Origin of the sequence: Paenibacillus sp. 2TAB23, from assembly GCF_052115165.1 — a bacterium.
In the GTDB taxonomy this organism is placed as follows: domain Bacteria; phylum Bacillota; class Bacilli; order Paenibacillales; family Paenibacillaceae; genus Pristimantibacillus.
In genome coordinates, this window is the sequence record NZ_JBFRGD010000033.1 from 14,307 (window position 1) to 33,558 (window position 19,252).

At 47.3% G+C, this 19,252-nt stretch carries 17 protein-coding genes and 1 other annotated feature; all 17 genes read left to right on the plus strand.

The genetic code is table 11. The annotated features are described in order from the left end of the window. The first annotated feature begins 37 nt into the window (after nt 1-37). The 17 genes from gltX to rpoC all read left to right on the plus strand — a co-directional run bounded on the left by gltX (nt 38) and on the right by rpoC (nt 19,096). Nucleotides 38-1,510: a glutamate--tRNA ligase gene (gltX, locus tag AB4Z29_RS29555; protein ID WP_441946534.1), complete on the plus strand. Its 1,473-nt coding sequence runs from the start codon at nt 38-40 to the stop codon at nt 1,508-1,510. A gap of 513 nt (nt 1,511-2,023) precedes the next feature. Next, nucleotides 2,024-2,686, plus strand: a complete 663-nt coding sequence (gene cysE, locus AB4Z29_RS29560) for a serine O-acetyltransferase (RefSeq protein ID WP_441946535.1) — start codon at nt 2,024-2,026, stop codon at nt 2,684-2,686. Further along, complete coding sequence (cysS, locus tag AB4Z29_RS29565; protein WP_441946536.1) at nt 2,683-4,125, plus strand: cysteine--tRNA ligase; 1,443 nt, start codon at nt 2,683-2,685, stop codon at nt 4,123-4,125. Before cysE ends, cysS begins: the two co-directional genes overlap by 4 nt. Then, complete coding sequence (locus tag AB4Z29_RS29570) at nt 4,122-4,556, plus strand: Mini-ribonuclease 3 (protein ID WP_441946537.1); 435 nt, start codon at nt 4,122-4,124, stop codon at nt 4,554-4,556. The genes cysS and AB4Z29_RS29570 overlap by 4 nt, the downstream gene beginning before the upstream one ends. Before the next feature lie 44 nt (nt 4,557-4,600). Further along, complete coding sequence (gene rlmB, locus AB4Z29_RS29575) at nt 4,601-5,356, plus strand: 23S rRNA (guanosine(2251)-2'-O)-methyltransferase RlmB (protein ID WP_183571371.1); 756 nt, start codon at nt 4,601-4,603, stop codon at nt 5,354-5,356. Nucleotides 5,357-5,359: 3 nt separating this feature from the next. After that, entirely contained in the window at nt 5,360-5,884 is a 525-nt protein-coding gene (locus AB4Z29_RS29580; protein ID WP_441946561.1) for an NYN domain-containing protein, read from the plus strand. Between the two features lie 298 nt (nt 5,885-6,182). Continuing rightward, nucleotides 6,183-6,833 (plus strand): RNA polymerase sporulation sigma factor SigH, encoded by a 651-nt coding sequence (gene sigH, locus AB4Z29_RS29585; protein WP_054025342.1) that lies wholly within the window; start codon nt 6,183-6,185, stop codon nt 6,831-6,833. Nucleotides 6,834-7,147: 314 nt separating this feature from the next. Continuing rightward, nucleotides 7,148-7,297 (plus strand): 50S ribosomal protein L33, encoded by a 150-nt coding sequence (gene rpmG, locus AB4Z29_RS29590; protein ID WP_015847242.1) that lies wholly within the window; start codon nt 7,148-7,150, stop codon nt 7,295-7,297. Nucleotides 7,298-7,315: 18 nt separating this feature from the next. Continuing rightward, a complete protein-coding gene (gene secE / locus AB4Z29_RS29595) occupies nt 7,316-7,525 on the plus strand; it encodes a preprotein translocase subunit SecE (protein ID WP_138756299.1) in 210 nt (69 codons plus the stop codon). Between the two features lie 24 nt (nt 7,526-7,549). Beyond that, a complete protein-coding gene (gene nusG / locus AB4Z29_RS29600) occupies nt 7,550-8,083 on the plus strand; it encodes a transcription termination/antitermination protein NusG (RefSeq protein ID WP_053373884.1) in 534 nt (177 codons plus the stop codon). A gap of 122 nt (nt 8,084-8,205) precedes the next feature. Then, nucleotides 8,206-8,631 (plus strand): 50S ribosomal protein L11, encoded by a 426-nt coding sequence (rplK, locus tag AB4Z29_RS29605; RefSeq protein WP_028609671.1) that lies wholly within the window; start codon nt 8,206-8,208, stop codon nt 8,629-8,631. 100 nt (nt 8,632-8,731) lie between these two features. After that, nucleotides 8,732-9,424: a 50S ribosomal protein L1 gene (gene rplA / locus AB4Z29_RS29610; RefSeq protein WP_183571375.1), complete on the plus strand. Its 693-nt coding sequence runs from the start codon at nt 8,732-8,734 to the stop codon at nt 9,422-9,424. 12 nt (nt 9,425-9,436) lie between these two features. After that, nucleotides 9,437-9,603, plus strand: a sequence feature (ribosomal protein L10 leader region). Nucleotides 9,604-9,660: 57 nt separating this feature from the next. After that, complete coding sequence (gene rplJ, locus AB4Z29_RS29615) at nt 9,661-10,164, plus strand: 50S ribosomal protein L10 (protein ID WP_441946538.1); 504 nt, start codon at nt 9,661-9,663, stop codon at nt 10,162-10,164. A 90-nt stretch (nt 10,165-10,254) separates the two neighbouring features. Beyond that, complete coding sequence (gene rplL, locus AB4Z29_RS29620; RefSeq protein WP_183571379.1) at nt 10,255-10,614, plus strand: 50S ribosomal protein L7/L12; 360 nt, start codon at nt 10,255-10,257, stop codon at nt 10,612-10,614. A gap of 224 nt (nt 10,615-10,838) precedes the next feature. Beyond that, on the plus strand, nt 10,839-11,438 hold the full coding sequence (locus AB4Z29_RS29625; RefSeq protein WP_441946539.1) for a class I SAM-dependent methyltransferase: 600 nt from the start codon (nt 10,839-10,841) through the stop codon (nt 11,436-11,438). 384 nt (nt 11,439-11,822) lie between these two features. Beyond that, complete coding sequence (gene rpoB, locus AB4Z29_RS29630) at nt 11,823-15,374, plus strand: DNA-directed RNA polymerase subunit beta (RefSeq protein WP_441946540.1); 3,552 nt, start codon at nt 11,823-11,825, stop codon at nt 15,372-15,374. Nucleotides 15,375-15,469: 95 nt separating this feature from the next. Continuing rightward, on the plus strand, nt 15,470-19,096 hold the full coding sequence (gene rpoC / locus AB4Z29_RS29635; protein ID WP_441946541.1) for a DNA-directed RNA polymerase subunit beta': 3,627 nt from the start codon (nt 15,470-15,472) through the stop codon (nt 19,094-19,096). The last annotated feature ends 156 nt before the right edge of the window (nt 19,097-19,252 follow it).

Here is a 19,252-nt window from a genome sequence, read left to right on the forward strand (position 1 = left end):
GCAATCGCTCCGCTAAACTTTTAGGAGGTAATTGGAGATGACAGCAGAGGTAAGAGTTCGCTATGCCCCGTCACCGACGGGCCATTTACATATCGGCAATGCAAGAACGGCCTTATTTAATTATTTGTATGCTAGAAACAAAGGCGGCAAATTCATCATTCGGATCGAGGATACCGATGTGAAGCGCAATGTTGCGGGTGGGGAAGAAAGCCAGCTCAAGTATTTGAAGTGGCTGGGCATCGATTGGGATGAAAGCATCGACATTGGAGGCGGCTACGGACCGTATCGGCAGACAGAGCGCCTCGACATATACAGCAAATATTGGCAGGAGCTTCTAGATCGGGGTCTTGCGTATCGTTGCTACTGCTCGGAGGAAGAGCTGGAGCAGGAGCGGGAAGAGCAGACAGAACGCGGTGAGACGCCTCGATATTCCGGCCGGCATCGTCATCTGACCGAGGAGCAGCGTCAGGCATTTGAATCGGAGGGCCGTATACCGAGCATTCGCTTTATCGTGCCGGAAGGTCGTACCTATGCATTTGATGATCTGGTTAAAGGCTCGATCAGCTTTGATACAGCCGAAATGGGCGATTTCGTCATCGTGAAGAAGGATGGCATTCCCACGTACAACTTTGCGGTTGTGCTGGACGATTATTTGATGAGAATCAGCCATGTGCTGCGCGGCGAAGACCATATTTCGAATACGCCGCGCCAACTGATGATCTATGAAGCTTTTGGATGGGAGCCTCCTATATTCGGCCATATGACGCTTATCGTGAATGAACAGCGCAAGAAGCTAAGCAAACGCGACGAGTCCATCATTCAGTTCATTTCGCAGTATGACGATCTAGGTTATCTGCCAGAAGCCATGTTTAATTTCATTACGCTGCTCGGCTGGTCGCCAGAGGGCGAGCAAGAGATCTTTACGCGTGAAGAGCTGGTTTCCGTATTCAATGCGGATCGATTAAGCAAAAGCCCTGCCGTATTCGATACGCAGAAGCTTAGCTGGATGAATAACGAATATTTGAAAAAAGCAGACACGGCGAGAGTAGTTGATCTATGTCTGCCGCACCTTCAGCAGGCGGGCCGCTTAGATAGCGAGCTTGACGCTGATGGACGGAAATGGGTGACGGATTTGGTTGCCCTGCATCAAGACAAGCTGCGCAGCGCTTCGGATATCGTGCCGATGACGGAGCTTTTCTTCCGCGATACGGTGGAGGACGAGGAAGAGGCAGCAGCCGTTCTGGCAGAGGAGCAGGTCCCGACCGTGCTTCAGGCTTTTTTGACGCTTGTTGAAGCGGGCGAGACGCCATTCGAGGTTGACGGCATCAAGGACATGATTAAAGCCGTTCAGAAAGCTACCGGCTTCAAAGGCAAGCAGCTATTCATGCCGATCCGGGCAGCGCTGACTGGACAGACGCATGGTCCTGACCTTAATCAGTCACTTGCTTTGCTTGGCGAAGAGAAGGTTATTAAGCGACTTCGGGATCGACTGGCTAGTCGGTCAGTTTAACAGCTGTTCGGGTAAAGCAAACCGTACGGATAGAATACCCTTGTCACATTTTTGGGTATTCGGTATACTATGACTAATAGAAGAATGAATCGAACAGCCATGAACAGGAGAAGTACGTTTGCTTGTGGATTCGCAGAGAGGACAACCGTCATTCGAATCGACGCCCCATTTTGGTGCGGCTGTGAGACTCGGATGGGGCTGCAAGTTGTCTGGTCCACCGAACGGAAATATGCACCTGGGAGCTTTGTTCCGAGCTGCTTCAGCATGACATGCACGATCAGTAGGATTAGGCGGAGACGCATAATCGTTCTTGAAGGCGTACATGGGACTGGGCAGGGTAGGCAGCAACGTATCGTCTGCGTTAAAGACTTTGAGATGAATGATCCAAGGCTGAACGTCGCCTTGCTTGTTCAAGCAGAGTGGAACCGCGAGATTGCACGCCTCTGCAGCATAATATGCTGCAGAGGCTTTTTTATTGGAAATTTATGAGCGCATGACAAAGGAGCATTGCTTATGTTTCGTCACTTTCGATCGGACATCCAAGCGGTTTTTGAGAATGATCCGGCTGCACGCAGCCGCTTCGAGGTTGTTTTCACCTATTCGGGCTTGCATGCCATATGGGCACACCGTATCGCACATCCATTATACCGAAAAGGCTGGTTCACGATAGCTCGAATGATCTCTCAGGTAAGCCGGTTCATGACAGGGATAGAGATCCATCCAGGCGCGCGAATCGGCGATCGGCTGTTTATTGACCACGGCATGGGTGTCGTTATCGGGGAAACCTGCGAGATTGGCGATGATGTTGTGATCTATCAAGGCGTTACTCTGGGCGGAACCGGCAAGGAGAAAGGTAAGCGCCACCCGACAATTGGCAATAATGTAGTTATTGGTTCTGGAGCGAAGGTGCTGGGCTCCTTCCAAGTGGGCGAGTTTTCTAATATAGGCTCCAATGCGGTTGTGCTTCGGGAAGTGCCGACGAATTGTACGGTAGTCGGAAATCCAGGGCGTGTCGTGAAACGAAACGGCGAGCGGGTAGCCGACCGTCTGGACCATACGCAGCTCCCGGATCCAGTAATTGAAATGTTCCGTACGATGCAGAAGGAAATTGATGAATTAAAAACCGAGCTGAAGCAGCTTCGGGAACCAGTGGCCGGAGGAGAGATACGAAAATGACAGTATCCATATACAATACAGTTTCGAGGCTGAAAGAGCCTTTTGTGCCCCAAGAACCGGGTAGGGTTAAAATGTATGTATGCGGCCCAACCGTGTACGATTATATCCATATCGGCAATGCACGCCCCGTTATTTTCTTTGATGTTGTACGTCGTTATTTGGAGGAAACCGGGAATGACGTGCAATACGTCGTTAACTTTACGGACGTGGACGATAAGCTAATCCGCAAAGCCGAACAGCTTGGCACTTCGGTGCCGGAAGTAGCGGAAAAGTTCATTGCGGCATTTTATGCAGACATTGAAGCGCTTGGTGTGCACAAGGCAACGCTCAATCCGCGTGTAACGGAGCATATTCCTCAAATTATTGCGTTTATCCAAGGTCTAATCGACAAAGGCTATGCTTATATGAGCGATGGCGATGTTTATTACCGAACGTCTGCTTTTGCTGATTATGGCAAGCTGTCGCATCAGAACATCGAGGAGCTTCAGTTTGGTATTCGTGTTGAGATTGGCGACCGCAAAGAGAGCCCGCAGGACTTCGTATTGTGGAAAGGCGCGAAGCCGGGAGAGATTAAGTGGGAAAGTCCTTTTGGAGAAGGGCGCCCAGGCTGGCACATTGAATGCTCGGCTATGGCTCGCGCTTACCTGGGCGATACGCTCGATATACACGGAGGCGGGCATGATCTGCAATTCCCCCACCATGAATGCGAAGTGGCGCAATCCGAGGCACTGACAGGAAAGCCGCTGGCGAATTATTGGATGCATAACGGGTACATTCATATCAATAACGAGAAGATGTCCAAATCTCTTGGCAATGGCATCACGGTTCATGAGCTTGTGAAGCGGGTTAAACCTCATGCTATTCGTTACTTCATGCTTTCTACGCATTATCGCAGTCCGCTTAATTTCAGCGATGATACTGTAGCGCAAGCGGAGAATAGCGTGGAGCGGATCGCTAATTGCGCGGTCAACCTTAGGCATAGGCTTGCAGCATCTGCAGGCGGAACAAGTCAAGCAGCAGTAGGAACTACTGGACTTGTCGCATCTGAGGATGCAGAGCTCGATGCAAGGTTGAAAGTTATTCATGACCAGTTCCACGCCAAAATGAGCGATGATTTCAATACGCCAGACGCTATCACCTCCGTGTTTGATTTGGTTGCCGAGGCGAATCAATATCTTAATCGATCCGAAGCAGCCGCAGGCGGAGTAAGTGCGTTGCTCACGCTGCTCGAGCACATGGATGCGGTGCTTGGCTTGCTGCCGCAGCCGCAGGCGGATTCAGAGCTTCTTGACGCGGACATCGAACAGCTTATCGTAGAACGTACGGAAGCAAGGGCTTCGAAAAACTGGGCGAGAGCGGATGAAATTCGGGTACTGCTCACAGAGAAAAACATTGTCCTTGAGGATACGCCTCAGGGTATCCGCTGGCGGCGCAAATGAGTGAGCGCATAGATACGAACGCACTGTTGTTTCATGCACCCTCCAAAACACCGCAGCTGATGAACCCCGTCATTCTAGCATATATGGGGGATGCTGTATTCGAGCTTTTGGTAAGACAGTATTTAATATCGCTTCCTAATCAAAAGTCTCATCATATACACCGTGAAGCAACTAAGTTTGTTTCGGCTAAAGGCCAGAAAAGGGTGCTTGATCTATGGCAGCCGCATTTGACTGAAGAAGAGGCGGACATCGTCCGCCGCGGCCGCAATTCGAAATCGGGAGCACCTCCCAAAAATGCGGATCTTGCAGATTACCGGCTTGCAACAGCTTTGGAGAGCCTTGTCGGCTATCTCTATTATGAAGGCCGCATCGAACGCATACATGAGCTATTTTCGATTGCAATCGGAAAGCATCAGCCAGTAGAAGGCTAATGAAGCCTTGCACAATACTATAAAGATACGAGGAGGGTAACCGAATGACGGAAGAAACGATACAAGACGAGATGATTGCGGGTAAGCATCCGGTACTTGAAGCTCTACGCTCTGGACGGGAAATTAATAAAATTTGGATTGCCGATGGCGCTCAGAAAACACTGACACAGCCGATTGTCGCGGAAGCGAAAAAGTTCGGAATCGTCGTACAGTTCGTTGATAAAAGAAAGCTGGACAGCTTAACTCCTGGAGTTACGCATCAAGGAGTAGTAGCACAGGCCGCCGCATTTGCTTATGTCGAGGTTGAAGAAATTCTTGAACGCGCAAAGGAACGGGATGAGATTCCTTTTATTTTGCTGCTCGATGAGATCGAGGATCCTCATAATCTAGGGTCAATATTGCGTACCGCAGAGTGCACAGGGGTTCATGGCGTGATTATCCCGAAAAGACGGTCCGCAGGTTTAACGGCAACGGTTTTGAAAACATCAGCGGGAGCGGCAGAGCATGTGCCTGTTGCACGCGTGACGAACCTCGCTCAAACCATCGATAAGCTGAAAGAGGCTGGAGTGTGGGTAGCTGGTACCGATCTGAGCGCTTCGCAGGATGTTTACAAAATGAAATTCGACATGCCGCTCGTTGTGGTTATCGGCAATGAAAGCAAAGGAATGGGAAGACTGATCAAGGAGAAATGTGATTTTCTCGTTAAATTGCCGATGCTCGGGCAATTGAACTCCTTGAACGCTTCTGTCGCGGCAGGCGTTCTTATGTATGAGGTTGTACGTCAACGCCGGAGCCTTTAGGTGATGAACCGGAAGGACGATATTTTGTTAGTCGACGGTTATAACATGATAGGCGCTTGGCCTGTGCTTGAGAAGCTCAAGGAATACGACCTTGAGGAAGCGCGGGACAAGCTGCTGGACATGATGGCAGACTATCAAGGCTTTACGGGGATGCAGGTATACGTCGTGTTCGATGCGCATCAAGTTCCGGGACTAGGTGCAACGTATAGACATCATAAGCTGACTATTGTATACACGAAAGAGAAGGAAACAGCGGATGAGTGCATCGAGCGCCTATGCTCCGAGCTATATGTGCGCCGCCGGAATATTTATGTAGCCACATCTGATTTGGTGGAGCAGCACGTTGCTTTCGGCAAAGGCGCGCTTAGAGTTTCTGCCCGTGAACTGCTCATCGACATTGGTCAAAACCGCAAAAACATAGAGCAATCGCTCCGAGAGGATAAGCCTGGCACGCGCAATTCGGTAGACGGAATTGTCAGCCTTGAAATCCGCAGTCAGCTTGAAAAGCTAAGGCGCGGAGAAAAATAATGGAACGATTGCAGCGGCGTTTGCTTATTTAGTGCAGCGAATGCCAAAGCGGATTCCACAAAGTTACAAAATTGCTAGATACTCAACAGTTCGCAGATGCCCGATTGGTTGACGGTGTAAGGTTACATAATGTATACTGACTCTATTATTAGCGATAAGAACGTGCTGTATTTCCTTAAGAAACATTCTTATCTTTGAACGTAAATTGCTGCTAGGGCCATGCTACTGGATCTGCAGGATAAATTTGCGTGAATACGAATCTTAGCGGTGTACGCCTTGCAGGCCGGAGGGATAGTTCGTGAGTATCGACCTCAAAGAATGGAGTACGCTCGAGTATGACAGCAGTACGGACGAGGATATCGTCGAAGCGGTCCGCAATGGCGACAGTATGGCGTTGGAATACTTGATTAATAAGTATAAGAATTTCGTGAGAGCTAAAGCGCGCTCCTATTTTCTTATCGGTGCGGATCGTGAAGATATCGTGCAGGAGGGTATGATAGGTCTATATAAAGCAATTCGTGATTTCAAAGGGGACAAGCTAGCAAGCTTCAAGGCCTTTGCAGAGTTGTGTATTACTAGACAGATTATTACCGCCATCAAAACAGCCACGCGTCAGAAACACATCCCGCTTAATTCCTACGTATCGCTTGATAAGCCCATTTATGACGAAGATTCGGATCGCACGCTGCTGGATGTCATTTGCGGTACGCGAGTATCTGATCCCGAAGAATTGATTATCAATCAAGAAGAATTCATTGGTTTGGAAGACAAAATGTCCGAGATATTAAGCGATCTTGAACGCAAGGTGCTCATGCTTTATTTGGACGGAAGGTCATATCAGGAAATTGCTGTCGATTTGGATCGACACGTGAAATCCATTGATAACGCTCTCCAACGAGTGAAACGCAAGCTAGAACGTTATTTGGAAGTCAGAGACATTAGCGGTTAAACGCATTCATACGTAAATCGTCATTAATGAGGGCTGTCTTCCATCTGGCGGTGTCTGGATGGAATATAGGTCCTTTTTGTTTTAAACGGGCTTAAGTAGACTATAATGGTAGAAACGAGCCCGATGCTCTTGTAATTACCAGTTATTCGCAGGCTTGACGCTTATCTTTTACATTGACATCAAAATTGCTGTGTGATAAAGTGTTTAGGTAGGCCTAAAATCGAGGTTTTTTTTCGTTTTGGCGTTGGAATCAATGAACTTTCATATAGAGCTTCATGATTCGTATTTTGTAGCAGTTCGGGAGGTGTAATTCAATGCGGGTAATTATCACGTTGGCATGCACAAACTGCAAACAGAGAAACTATGCGAGCAGCAAGAACAAACGCAATCACCCCGACCGCATCGAGTTGAAGAAGTTTTGCAAGTTCTGTAACGAGCAGACTCCTCATCGCGAGACGAGATAGTCAATTGGAGGTGTGAACGTGGCATTTTTGGCTAAACTAAAGCAAAGCTTTGGTACAACGTTTAGTTTTTTTGCCGACAGCTGGGCGGAGCTTAAGAAGGTTCGCTGGCCAAGCCGTAAAGAGTTGACAAGCTATTCGATCGTGGTATTGTTGACGATCACGTTTGTAACAATTTATTTCTGGCTTCTTGACATCGGGATCTCGTCTCTGGTTGAATTCATTGTTTAAGAATGGTCCAAAGGTGGATTTGTGATGGAAAAAAGATGGTACGTCGTGCATACTTACTCAGGCTATGAGAACAAGGTGAAAGCCAATTTGGAGCGCCGTGTTGAATCAATGGGCATGGAGGACAAAATCTTCCGCGTGCTCGTTCCTATGGAAGACGAAGTGGTAGAGAAGGACGGTAAGAAAAAGACTGTCCAACGTAAAGTCTACCCCGGTTATGTTCTTGTGGAAATGGTTCAAACCGACGATTCATGGTACGTTGTTCGCAATACGCCTGGCGTAACTGGATTTGTAGGATCAACTGGGTCCGGTTCAAAGCCGATTCCTCTATTGCCAGATGAGGTTGAGCAAATTCTCAAGCACATGGGCATGGAAGAGCCGAAACCGAAAATCGAGTTTGATTTGAAAGAAACGGTTCGCGTCAAAGTAGGTCCTTTCGCAGATTTTGTTGGTACAGTAGAAGAAATTTTGCTGGACAAAGCGAAGTTGAAGGTTCATGTAAACATGTTTGGCAGGGAGACCCCGCTAGAGCTGGATTACACTCAAGTGGAGAAGATATAATATCTGGTTTCCGAAGCCCACTGGGTTAACTGGTGGAGGTTTGGACGCGAAGTGGCAATGCCTCTTAATCAGTGGCATATGCTATTTACGCATGGAATAAAGGGTAAGGAGGTGTGTCAGGCATGGCAAAAAAGGTCATTAAAATGGTCAAATTGCAAGTTCCTGCAGGTAAAGCAAACCCAGCGCCGCCGATCGGTCCAGCACTTGGTCAAGCAGGCGTTAACATCATGGCGTTTTGTAAAGAGTTTAATGCTCGTACCGCAGATCAAGCAGGCTTGATTATTCCAGTCGTCATTACAGTATTTGAAGACCGTTCTTTCACTTTCGAAACAAAAACGCCGCCGGCAGCAGTATTGCTTCGCGTCGCAGCTGGTATCGAAAAAGGTTCAGGCGAACCGAACAAGAAAAAGGTCGCTACTGTGAAACGTGACAAAGTTCGCGAAATCGCTGAGCAAAAAATGCCGGATCTTAACGCAGCTTCCGTTGAAGCAGCAATGCGTATGGTTGAAGGTACTGCTCGCAGCATGGGCGTAACTATTGTTGACTAATTTTACTGAGTAGCTTGCTTTGCGAAGCTCTGGCTTTCGCGAGTGGGAGGATCATCCTTAGGAGGATTTTCCGCTACTACCACATGAGGAGGAAATTACAATGGCTAAACAAGGTAAGAAGTATCTAGAAGCTGTTAAGCTGATTGACAGCGAAGCAACATACGAGCCGTTAGAAGCGATTGAGCTTGTAAAGAAGGCAGCAACAGCTAAATTTGACGAATCCGTTGAAGTAGCAGTTCGTTTGGGTGTAGACCCACGTAAACAAGACCAAGCCGTTCGTGGCGTAGTAGTACTTCCACACGGAACTGGTAAAACAAAACGCGTTCTCGTTTTCGCAAAAGGCGAAAAAGTGAAAGAAGCGGAAGCTGCGGGCGCAGACTTTGTCGGCGATGCAGACATGATCAACAAAATCCAACAAGGCTGGTTCGAATTCGACGTTTGCGTAGCAACGCCGGACATGATGGCTGAAGTTGGTAAACTTGGACGTATTCTTGGTGGTAAAGGCTTGATGCCTAACCCTAAAGCTGGTACAGTAACGTTTGACGTTGCGAAAGCCGTTCAAGAAATTAAAGCCGGTAAGATTGAATACCGTCTTGATAAAGCAGGTCAAATCCATGCTCCAATCGGAAAAGTATCATTTGATGCTGAGAAACTCAACGAGAACCTCAAATCACTGATCGATGCACTTAACCGTGCTAAACCGGCTGCTGCAAAAGGTGTTTACCTGAAAAACATCGCCGTTTCTTCGACAATGGGCCCTGGCGCTCGTGTTTCTACAGCGGTTTATCGCTAAGAAGAACGGAACTAAATTCGAATACGCATACCGTAGACAGTAGGTGCCATAAGGCTTAATTTCCTACCGAGGTGTTATGATAAAACGTTTGTAAGCAATATTCAATCCTTTCCGGGTTGATGCGCGATAACGACATCATGGCCTTCGCAGTGTCTGCGAAGGCCTTTCTCATGCATCGAGGCGTGGAAAGCCCGTCGTAATTAACGGAATGTATACTATTACGGGAGGTGTACAGTTTGGCTAACGCAAATATCATCCAAGAGAAACAAGAGGCAGTTGCCGTAATCGCGGCGAAAATTGCTTCTAGCTCCAGTACAGTAGTAGCTGACTACCGTGGATTGAACGTTGCGCAAGTTACTGAACTTCGGAAACAGCTTCGTGAAGCAGGAATTGAATTCCAAGTTCTTAAAAACTCGCTCGTTCGCCGCGCAACTGAAGGTACGGATTATGTAGAATTGAACAACATTCTTACAGGTCCTACTGCAATTGCATTCGGTAAGGAAGACGCTGTTGCTCCAGCAAAAATTTTGAACGATTTTGCTAAGAAGAACGATGCTTTGAAACTTAAAGGCGGCGTTGTAGAAGGTAAAGTCGTATCTCAAGAAGAAATTAAGGCTCTTGCGGAACTTCCGTCCCGCGAAGGTTTGCTCTCTATGCTCCTCAGCGTATTGCAAGCTCCAATGCGCAACTTCGCGCTTGCAGTTAAAGCAGTCGGTGAAAAACAAGAAGCAGGCGTTTAATTTCTACTCAAAACCGCTTACAGTATTGAACCGGCGTAAGCCGGCTTAGGATAAAACAAAAAAATAAACCACATTCCCGGAGGTATAATCATGTCTAAAGAACAAATCTTAGAAGCGATTAAAGTTATGAACGTTCTTGAACTGAACGAGCTTGTTAAAGCAATTGAAGAAGAATTCGGCGTAACTGCAGCAGCTCCAGTAGCAGCAGCAGGTGCAGGCGCGGCTGTTGAAGCTGAGCAAACAGAATTCGACGTTATCCTTAACGGCGCTGGCGCTTCCAAAATCAACGTAATCAAAGTTGTTCGCGAAATTACAGGTCTTGGCCTGAAAGAAGCGAAAGACTTGGTTGACAGCGCTCCTAAAGCTGTTAAAGAAAAAGTTGCTAAAGAAGAAGCTGAAGCAGTTGCAGCTAAACTTTCTGAAGCTGGCGCTTCTGTAGAAGTTAAGTAGTATTCGTTAAACCATATTAGCTGATCATGCGATTGTACGATGAATCGGCTGGCGAGCCCCTTGAATCCGTCAGGTTTCAAGGGGTTCGTTGTATGTTAAAGGATAAGAATGTATAAATGAAACGACTTATACATTCTTATCCTTCAACGCGAGTAGGCTTTCGCACGTAAGAATGACATCTAAATGTTGGAAGAAGTATTGTAATAACGGGAGAGTGATGAATTATGTCGAATCACTATTACTCACAAAGCCCGGACGTGAAGCATAATCGTCAGGTTCATGAAGTGTCACTAAGAGGCTTTTCATTTCGGTTTATGACAGATACAGGCGTATTCTCGAAATCGGGTGTCGATTATGGGAGTCAAGTATTAATCGACGCGCTTGAGATCAATACAGATGCTAACGTTCTCGATGTCGGCTGCGGCTACGGTCCAATCGGGTTGACTTCGGCCAAGCTTGCTGAGCAAGGGCATGTAACAATGATTGATATAAATGAAAGAGCGGTGCAGCTCTCGAAAGAAAATGCAAAGCTTAATCAGATTGCTAACGTAACAGTTTTGCAGAGCGACTTATTTGAAGCTGTAATAGGGAAAACATTCGATGTCATTGTAACCAATCCGCCTATCCGTGCCGGTAAAACCGTAGTTCATCGCATTTTTGAAGAAGGCTTTGAATTGCTTGAGCCAGGTGGCTGTATGTGGGTTGTCATTCAGAAGAAACAAGGCGCGCCATCGGCAAAAGCAAAACTGGAGTCGCTGTTCGCGGATGTTGAGGAAGTTACGAAGGATAAGGGCTACCGTATTTTCCGCGCTGTAAAAGGATAGGTAAAAAAGACAAATGATGTTTTGAAAATATCTTTGAAAATGGAATAAAAATTATTGACTTGACATTTTGGATATGGTAAAATTATAAAATGTCAGCATTAAATTGGGCTCGATCTCTTTAGTTAACTAAAATGTCAAGTGTAAATTTAAAGCGCGGAATGCATAAGTTTTACACGTTTGACGTATAATGTTTACGTTTTGGGCAAAATTATTTGATATGAGACGATCACGGCCGCGCTGTGATTGGTTAACTGCCGGAACATGCTCTTTTTTCGAACTATTCGATAAGGGCTTTTCTTTATTTGACTATATAGGCGGCTGGTCCGTTTATAGTGACGCAGTGATTATCGATGCTGTGATACAGACATGAGGGGTGAGGTTAAGTTGGCAGGACAACTTGTTCAGTATGGTCGGCGCGCGCGCAGAAGCTACGCCAGGATCAACGAGGTGCTGGAAGTCCCGAACCTGATTGAAATCCAACAAAAATCGTATGAGAAGTTTTTGGACAGCGATCTAATTGAACTGTTTCAAGACATTTCTCCGATTTCGGACTTTACGGGCAATCTATCGCTTGAGTTTATCGACTATAGCTTAGGCGAACCGAAATATTCGGTCGATGAATCAAAAGAGCGCGACGTGACGTATGCGGCTCCTTTACGCGTTAAGGTACGACTTTTCAATAAGGAGACCGGCGAAGTAAAGGAACAAGAAGTTTTCATGGGTGATTTCCCGCTTATGACAGAGACTGGCACGTTTATTATAAACGGGGCTGAGCGTGTCATAGTTAGCCAATTGGTTCGATCCCCGAGTGTGTACTTCAGCACGAAGGTCGATAAAAACGGGAAGAAAAACTACACGGCTACGGTTATTCCTAACCGCGGCGCTTGGCTTGAGCTTGAAACAGATGCGAAGGATATCATCTACGTACGTATTGACCGGACCCGGAAGATCCCGGTAACGGTGCTTTTGCGTTCGTTAGGTTTCGGTACTGACGCTGAAATTCTTGAACTGCTGGGACATGATGAGTACATTCGCAACACGCTTGACAAAGATAATACGGATTCCACGGAGAAAGCGCTGATTGAAATTTATGAGCGTCTTCGTCCAGGCGAGCCTCCGACTTTGGACAATGCGAAGAGCTTGCTTGTGGCTCGCTTCTTTGACCCGAAACGTTATGATTTGGCCAATGTAGGCCGTTACAAAATAAACAAAAAGCTCCATATCAAGAACCGTTTGTTTAATCAGCGGCTTGCGGAAAATCTAGTTGACCCTACAACAGGCGAAATTATCGCTGAATCGGGACAAATGATTGACCGCCGCTTGCTTGATGAGATTCTCGAGAAGCTTGAGAAGGATGTTGGCTTCAAGACTTACCACGTTGCAAACGGCGTATTGGATGCTGATAGTATTCCTCTACAAACGATCAGCGTATTCTCGCCATATGACGAAAGCAAAGTAATTAAAGTAATCGCCAATGGCATTATTGATAAATCCGTTAAGCATATTACGCCTGCGGATATCATTTCTTCCATTAACTACTTTATTAACCTGCTGCACGGCGTAGGAAGCACAGATGATATCGATCATCTTGGTAACCGTCGTCTGCGTTCGGTAGGCGAGCTGCTTCAAAATCAATTCCGTATCGGTTTGTCTCGCATGGAGCGCGTTGTGCGCGAGAGAATGTCCATTCAAGACGCGAATGCGATTACGCCGCAAGCGCTAATCAACATTCGACCGGTTATTGCATCTATAAAAGAGTTCTTCGGCTCCTCGCAGCTGTCCCAGTTTATGGACCAAACGAATCCGCTTGCTGAATTGACACATAAACGTCGTCTATCTGCACTCGGACCCGGTGGTTTGACTCGGGAACGCGCGGGCTTTGAAGTGCGTGACGTCCATCACTCCCATTATGGGCGGATGTGTCCAATCGAGACGCCTGAGGGACCGAATATCGGTTTGATCAACTCCTTGTCATCTTTCGCCCGCATTAACGAATATGGCTTCATTGAGGCGCCATACCGATGGGTTGATCCGAAAACAGGAATTGTAACTGAGCAAATCGCATACTTGACTGCCGATGAGGAAGATAACTACGTAATCGCGCAAGCGAATGCGAAGCTGACTTCAGAAGACAAGTTTGCCGAAGAAAACACGATCGTTCGTTACAACAAGCAAGCCGATAACATTCTGACCATGCCTAGCGATCGCGTTGACTATATGGACGTATCTCCTAAGCAGGTAGTATCTGTTGCGACAGCGTTGATTCCGTTCCTGGAAAACGATGACTCCAACCGTGCCCTCATGGGATCGAACATGCAACGTCAAGCGGTTCCGCTTCTTATCCCAAGATCACCACTTGTTGGTACGGGGATGGAACATAAAGCTGCTAAGGATTCAGGAGTTTGTATCGTTGCGAAGCATGACGGTGTAATTGAACGTTCGTCCGCGAATGAGATCTGGCTTCGCCGCGTTGAACAAATCGATGGCAAGCCGGTTACTGGCGACCTTGTGAAACATAAGCTACACAAGTTTATGCGCTCAAACCAAGGAACGTGCATCAATCAGCGCCCGCTAGTTCGTAAAGGCGATGTGATCAAGAAAGGTGATATCCTTGCAGATGGACCTTCCACTGAAAAAGGCGAATTGGCTCTTGGACGCAACGTAGTCGTTGCATTCATGACGTGGGAAGGCTACAACTATGAGGATGCGATCCTGCTTAGCGAGAAGCTTGTGAAAGAAGATGTTTATACATCAATTCACATTGAGGAATACGAGTCCGAGGCTCGTGACACGAAGCTTGGACCGGAAGAAATTACACGCGATATTCCGAATGTCGGCGAAGAAGCTCTTCGCAACCTGGATGAGCGCGGAATCATTCGTGTCGGTGCCGAGATCGGCGCTGGCGATATCCTAGTTGGTAAAGTAACACCGAAGGGTGTGACGGAGCTGACTGCGGAAGAACGTTTGCTTCATGCGATCTTCGGTGAGAAGGCTCGTGAGGTTCGTGATACTTCGCTCCGCGTACCGCATGGTACTGACGGTATCGTTGTTGATGTAAAAGTATTTACTCGTGAGAACGGCGACGAGCTCCCACCAGGCGTTAATCAGTTGGTTCGTGCTTACATTGCTCAAAAACGGAAAATTTCCGAAGGCGACAAAATGGCCGGCCGTCATGGTAACAAAGGGGTTATCGCTCGTATCATGCCTGAAGAAGATATGCCATTCCTTCCAGATGGCACCCCAGTTGAGGTTGTTCTTAACCCGCTCGGCGTTCCGTCGCGGATGAATATCGGTCAGGCACTTGAAGTTCACTTAGGTATGGCTTGTAAGCATCTTGGCATTCATGCTGCAACACCGGTATTCGATGGTGCGCGCGAGAATGACGTTTTCGATACGATGGAAGAAGCAGGCATGCAGCGTAACGGTAAAACCGTACTGTATGATGGACGGACAGGAGAAAACTTCGAACGTGAAGTTACAGTTGGGGTCATGTATATGATCAAACTGGCGCACATGGTCGATGATAAAATTCATGCCCGTTCAACTGGACCTTACTCGCTCGTTACGCAACAACCGCTCGGTGGTAAAGCTCAATTCGGCGGACAACGTTTCGGGGAGATGGAGGTATGGGCGCTTGAGGCATATGGCGCTGCGTACACGCTTCAAGAAATATTGACGGTGAAATCCGATGACGTGGTTGGTCGTGTCAAAACGTACGAGTCAATCGTCAAAGGCGAGAATGTTCCAGAACCAGGCGTTCCTGAATCGTTCAAAGTTTTGATCAAAGAGCTTCAAAGCTTGGGTATGGATGTTAAAATTCTGTCCGAGAACGAAGAAGAGATCGAAATGAAAGAAATGGACGATGAAGACGAGGCTACAGGCGATAAGCTCAACCTCAATATAGAAGGTGCCGAGGTCGGCGCTGCTACTGAATAAACTAGTTGCTGGATTCCGTCGCATGGTCACGCGCCTATGACGGAATCTAGCTGATTAGATAGACATTGTCATACATGACGGAGGAGGGTTGCTCCTTGTTGGACGTGAACAACTTCGAGTATATGAAAATCGGTCTGGCTTCGCCGGATAAAATTCGCTCGTGGTCCCGCGGAGAAGTTAAGAAACCGGAGACGATCAACTATAGGACCTTAAAGCCGGAGAAGGAAGGTCTCTTCTGCGAGAAAATTTTTGGACCTACAAAAGACTGGGAATGTCATTGCGGCAAATATAAACGGGTACGCTATAAAGGTGTCGTTTGTGATCGCTGTGGCGTAGAAGTAACCCGCGCGAAAGTACGTCGCGAGCGTATGGGTCACATTGAACTGGCTGCGCCAGTTTCCCACATTTGGTATTTCAAAGGGATTCCAAGCCGTATGGGTCTTGCGCTGGATATGTCGCCTCGTTCGCTCGAGGAGATCATTTACTTCGCTTCCTATGTGGTTACTGATCCAGGTGATACGCCGCTTGAGAAAAAACAACTCCTTTCGGAGAAAGAATATCGCAGCTACCGGGAGAAATACGGGTATGGTTTTCATGCTGGTATGGGCGCCGAAGCTGTCAAAAGGCTTTTGCAGGATATCGACGTTGATAAAGAGCTTGAGCAACTGAAGGAAGAGCTGCGTACGGCTCAAGGCCAACGCCGCAACCGTGCGATTAAGCGTCTAGAAGTCGTAGAAGCATTCCGCAACTCTGGCAACGAGCCAGAATGGATGATCCTTGACGTGCTTCCTGTCATTCCTCCTGAGCTTCGTCCGATGGTGCAGCTTGATGGCGGACGTTTCGCGACATCCGACCTTAATGATCTGTATCGCCGTGTTATTAACCGTAATAACCGTCTGAAGAGACTGCTAGACCTAGGCGCTCCTGACATCATCGTTCAGAATGAAAAACGGATGCTGCAGGAAGCGGTTGACGCATTGATCGATAATGGTCGTCGCGGTCGTCCCGTAACTGGTCCTGGTAACCGCCCGCTTAAATCCCTCAGCCATATGCTGAAAGGTAAGCAAGGACGTTTCCGTCAGAACTTGCTCGGTAAACGGGTTGACTACTCTGGTCGTTCGGTTATCGTAGTAGGTCCAAACTTGAAAATGTTCCAGTGCGGTCTTCCGAAAGAAATGGCACTAGAATTGTTCAAGCCTTTCGTTATGAAAGAGCTTGTTAATAAAGGCTTGGCGCATAACATCAAGAGCGCGAAGCGCAAAGTTGAACGCGTAAGCCCTGAGGTATGGGACGTTCTTGAGGAAGTCATTAAAGAACATCCGGTACTGCTTAACCGTGCCCCGACGCTTCATAGACTAGGTATTCAAGCATTTGAGCCTATTCTAGTAGAAGGCCGTGCAATTAAGCTTCATCCGCTCGTATGTACAGCATACAACGCTGACTTCGACGGTGACCAAATGGCCGTTCACGTTCCGTTGTCTGCTGAAGCACAAGCGGAAGCTCGCTTGCTGATGCTTGCATCAGGCAATATTCTTAACCCGAAAGACGGCAAACCGGTCGTTACTCCGTCACAGGATATGGTTCTAGGAAGCTTCTACTTGACGATGGATAACAAAGAAGCCAAAGGCAGTGGTTCCGTATTCGGTACCATTAACGAGGCAATCTCTGCTTACCAACGTGGTATCGTTTCCTTGCACGCGAGAATTTTCATTCCAGTACGCGTGCTCAAAAAAGTTAATTTCACCGAGCAACAGCAAAACTCGCTACTCGTAACAACGGTTGGTAAAGTAATCTTCAATGAGATTTTCCCTGAAGATTTCCCTTACATCAACGAAGCTACGAAAACGAATTTGCTGCACGGTACACCTGACAAATACTTCGTCTACGAAAAAGGTGCCGATCTTCCTAAGTTCTTGGATGCAATCGACACGCCAGGTGCGGTAGGTAAGGACTATCTTGCATTAGTCATTGCAGAATGCTTCCGCCAATACCACACGACGCTTACAGCGATGCTTCTTGACCGCATTAAGCAGCTGGGCTTTACGTACTCGACTAAGGCTGGTATTACGATCGGCGTTGCTGACGTTATCATCCCAGTAGAAAAAGACGAAATCATGAAGCGCTCCGATGAGAAGGTATCTACCGTTATGAATCAATACCGTCGCGGTTTGATTACGAACGAAGAGCGTTATGACCGTATCATCAGCATTTGGAGCAAATGTAAAGACGAAATCACCGAAGTTCTTATGAAGTCGATGGATCGTTACAACAACATTATGCTCATGGTAGACTCCAAAGCACGGGGTAACAAATCACAAATTACACAGCTCGGCGGTATGCGTGGTCTGATGGCCAATCCATCCGGCCGTATTATCGAGTTGCCAATCAAATCGAACTTCCGTGAAGGCCTAACGGTACTCGAGTACTTTATCTCGACTCACGGAGCGCGTAAAGGTTTGGCGGATACAGCACTTCGGACTGCCGATTCCGGTTACCTGACTCGTCGACTTGTCGACGTAGCACAAGACGTTATCGTGCGTGAAGAAGATTGCGGTACGGATAAAGGCTTCTCCGTAAGCAAAATTCAAGACGGTAAAGAGGTTATTGAAGATCTTTATGACCGTATTGAAGGCCGCTATGCGTTCGAAACCGTTCGTAACCCTAAAACTGGCGAAATCATTGTTAACCGCAGCGAGCTTATTGATTCCAATAAAGCAGATGCGATTATCGATGCTGGCGTGGAAAAATTGCAAATTCGTTCCGTACTGAGCTGCCGCGCGCGTCATGGCGTATGTAAGATCTGTTACGGCCGTAACCTTGCTACTGGCAAGCACGTTGAGATTGGGGAAGCGGTAGGCATTATCGCGGCACAATCCATCGGTGAACCAGGAACACAGCTGACGATGCGTACGTTCCATACGGGCGGCGTTGCCGGCGATGATATCACACAAGGTTTGCCGCGTATTCAAGAGTTGTTTGAGGCGCGTAATCCGAAAGGTCAAGCAATTATTTCTGAGCTTGATGGTGTAATCAAAGAAATTCGTGAAGCGAAGGACCGTCGTGAAATCGAGGTTCAAGGCGAAGCGGAATCGAAAGTATATGCTGTTACCTATGGATCGCGTATTCGCGTAACGCAAGGTCAACAAATCGAAGCCGGCGATGAGCTGACGGATGGTTCGATTGACCCTAAAGATATGCTGCGCATCAAAGGTATCCGTGGCGTTCAAAACTACATTTTGCAAGAAGTACAGCGCGTTTACCGGAACCAAGGGGTAGAAATCAATGACAAGCACGTTGAAGTCATGATTAAGCAAATGCTCCGGAAGATCCGTATCGTAGACGCAGGCGGTACAACTCTGCTTCCAGGCGCGTTTGTTGACATTCATGAATATGAATCTCAGAACCGCACTGCGATCTTTGCGGATTTGGAGCCGGCTGTTGCAAAACCAGTTTTGCTCGGTATTACGAAAGCATCGCTTGAGACAGATTCATTCTTGTCTGCGGCATCCTTCCAAGAAACAACTCGTGTATTGACTGATGCGGCTATTAAAGGCAAAGTTGACCAGTTGCTTGGACTCAAGGAAAATGTTATTATCGGTAAGTTGATTCCTGCAGGTACGGGAATGGCTCGATACCGTAACATTCGCTTTGCTGGACTAGAAGATGAAGCTACTACTGCAGTTGAAGGGGAATTGGAAACGGAAGCTGTAACTGTCGATTAATAGACGGTTGCCGATTACGTTCAATAACCGGATACTAAACCATAGATAAAGAGCGTTACATCTTCCGCTTTATTTGGAAGCGGAAGATGGTCGCTCTTTTGTATGTTTACAGTGTAAAACTCATTATCAATTGGTTTGCAAATGATTATCTTGAAG

Bases quoted from the DNA above. Each gene is read 5' to 3' on its own strand.
- cysE (WP_441946535.1), top strand. From the start codon at position 2,024: ATGTTTCGTCACTTTCGATCGGACATCCAAGCGGTTTTTGAGAATGAT.
- cysS (WP_441946536.1), top strand. From the start codon at position 2,683: ATGACAGTATCCATATACAATACAGTTTCGAGGCTGAAAGAGCCTTTT.
- rplL (WP_183571379.1), top strand. From the start codon at position 10,255: ATGTCTAAAGAACAAATCTTAGAAGCGATTAAAGTTATGAACGTTCTT.
- rpmG (WP_015847242.1), top strand. From the start codon at position 7,148: ATGCGGGTAATTATCACGTTGGCATGCACAAACTGCAAACAGAGAAAC.
- gltX (WP_441946534.1), top strand. From the start codon at position 38: ATGACAGCAGAGGTAAGAGTTCGCTATGCCCCGTCACCGACGGGCCAT.
- AB4Z29_RS29570 (WP_441946537.1), top strand. From the start codon at position 4,122: ATGAGTGAGCGCATAGATACGAACGCACTGTTGTTTCATGCACCCTCC.
- rlmB (WP_183571371.1), top strand. From the start codon at position 4,601: ATGACGGAAGAAACGATACAAGACGAGATGATTGCGGGTAAGCATCCG.
- rplA (WP_183571375.1), top strand. From the start codon at position 8,732: ATGGCTAAACAAGGTAAGAAGTATCTAGAAGCTGTTAAGCTGATTGAC.
- rplK (WP_028609671.1), top strand. From the start codon at position 8,206: ATGGCAAAAAAGGTCATTAAAATGGTCAAATTGCAAGTTCCTGCAGGT.
- nusG (WP_053373884.1), top strand. From the start codon at position 7,550: ATGGAAAAAAGATGGTACGTCGTGCATACTTACTCAGGCTATGAGAAC.
- AB4Z29_RS29580 (WP_441946561.1), top strand. From the start codon at position 5,360: ATGAACCGGAAGGACGATATTTTGTTAGTCGACGGTTATAACATGATA.
- AB4Z29_RS29625 (WP_441946539.1), top strand. From the start codon at position 10,839: ATGTCGAATCACTATTACTCACAAAGCCCGGACGTGAAGCATAATCGT.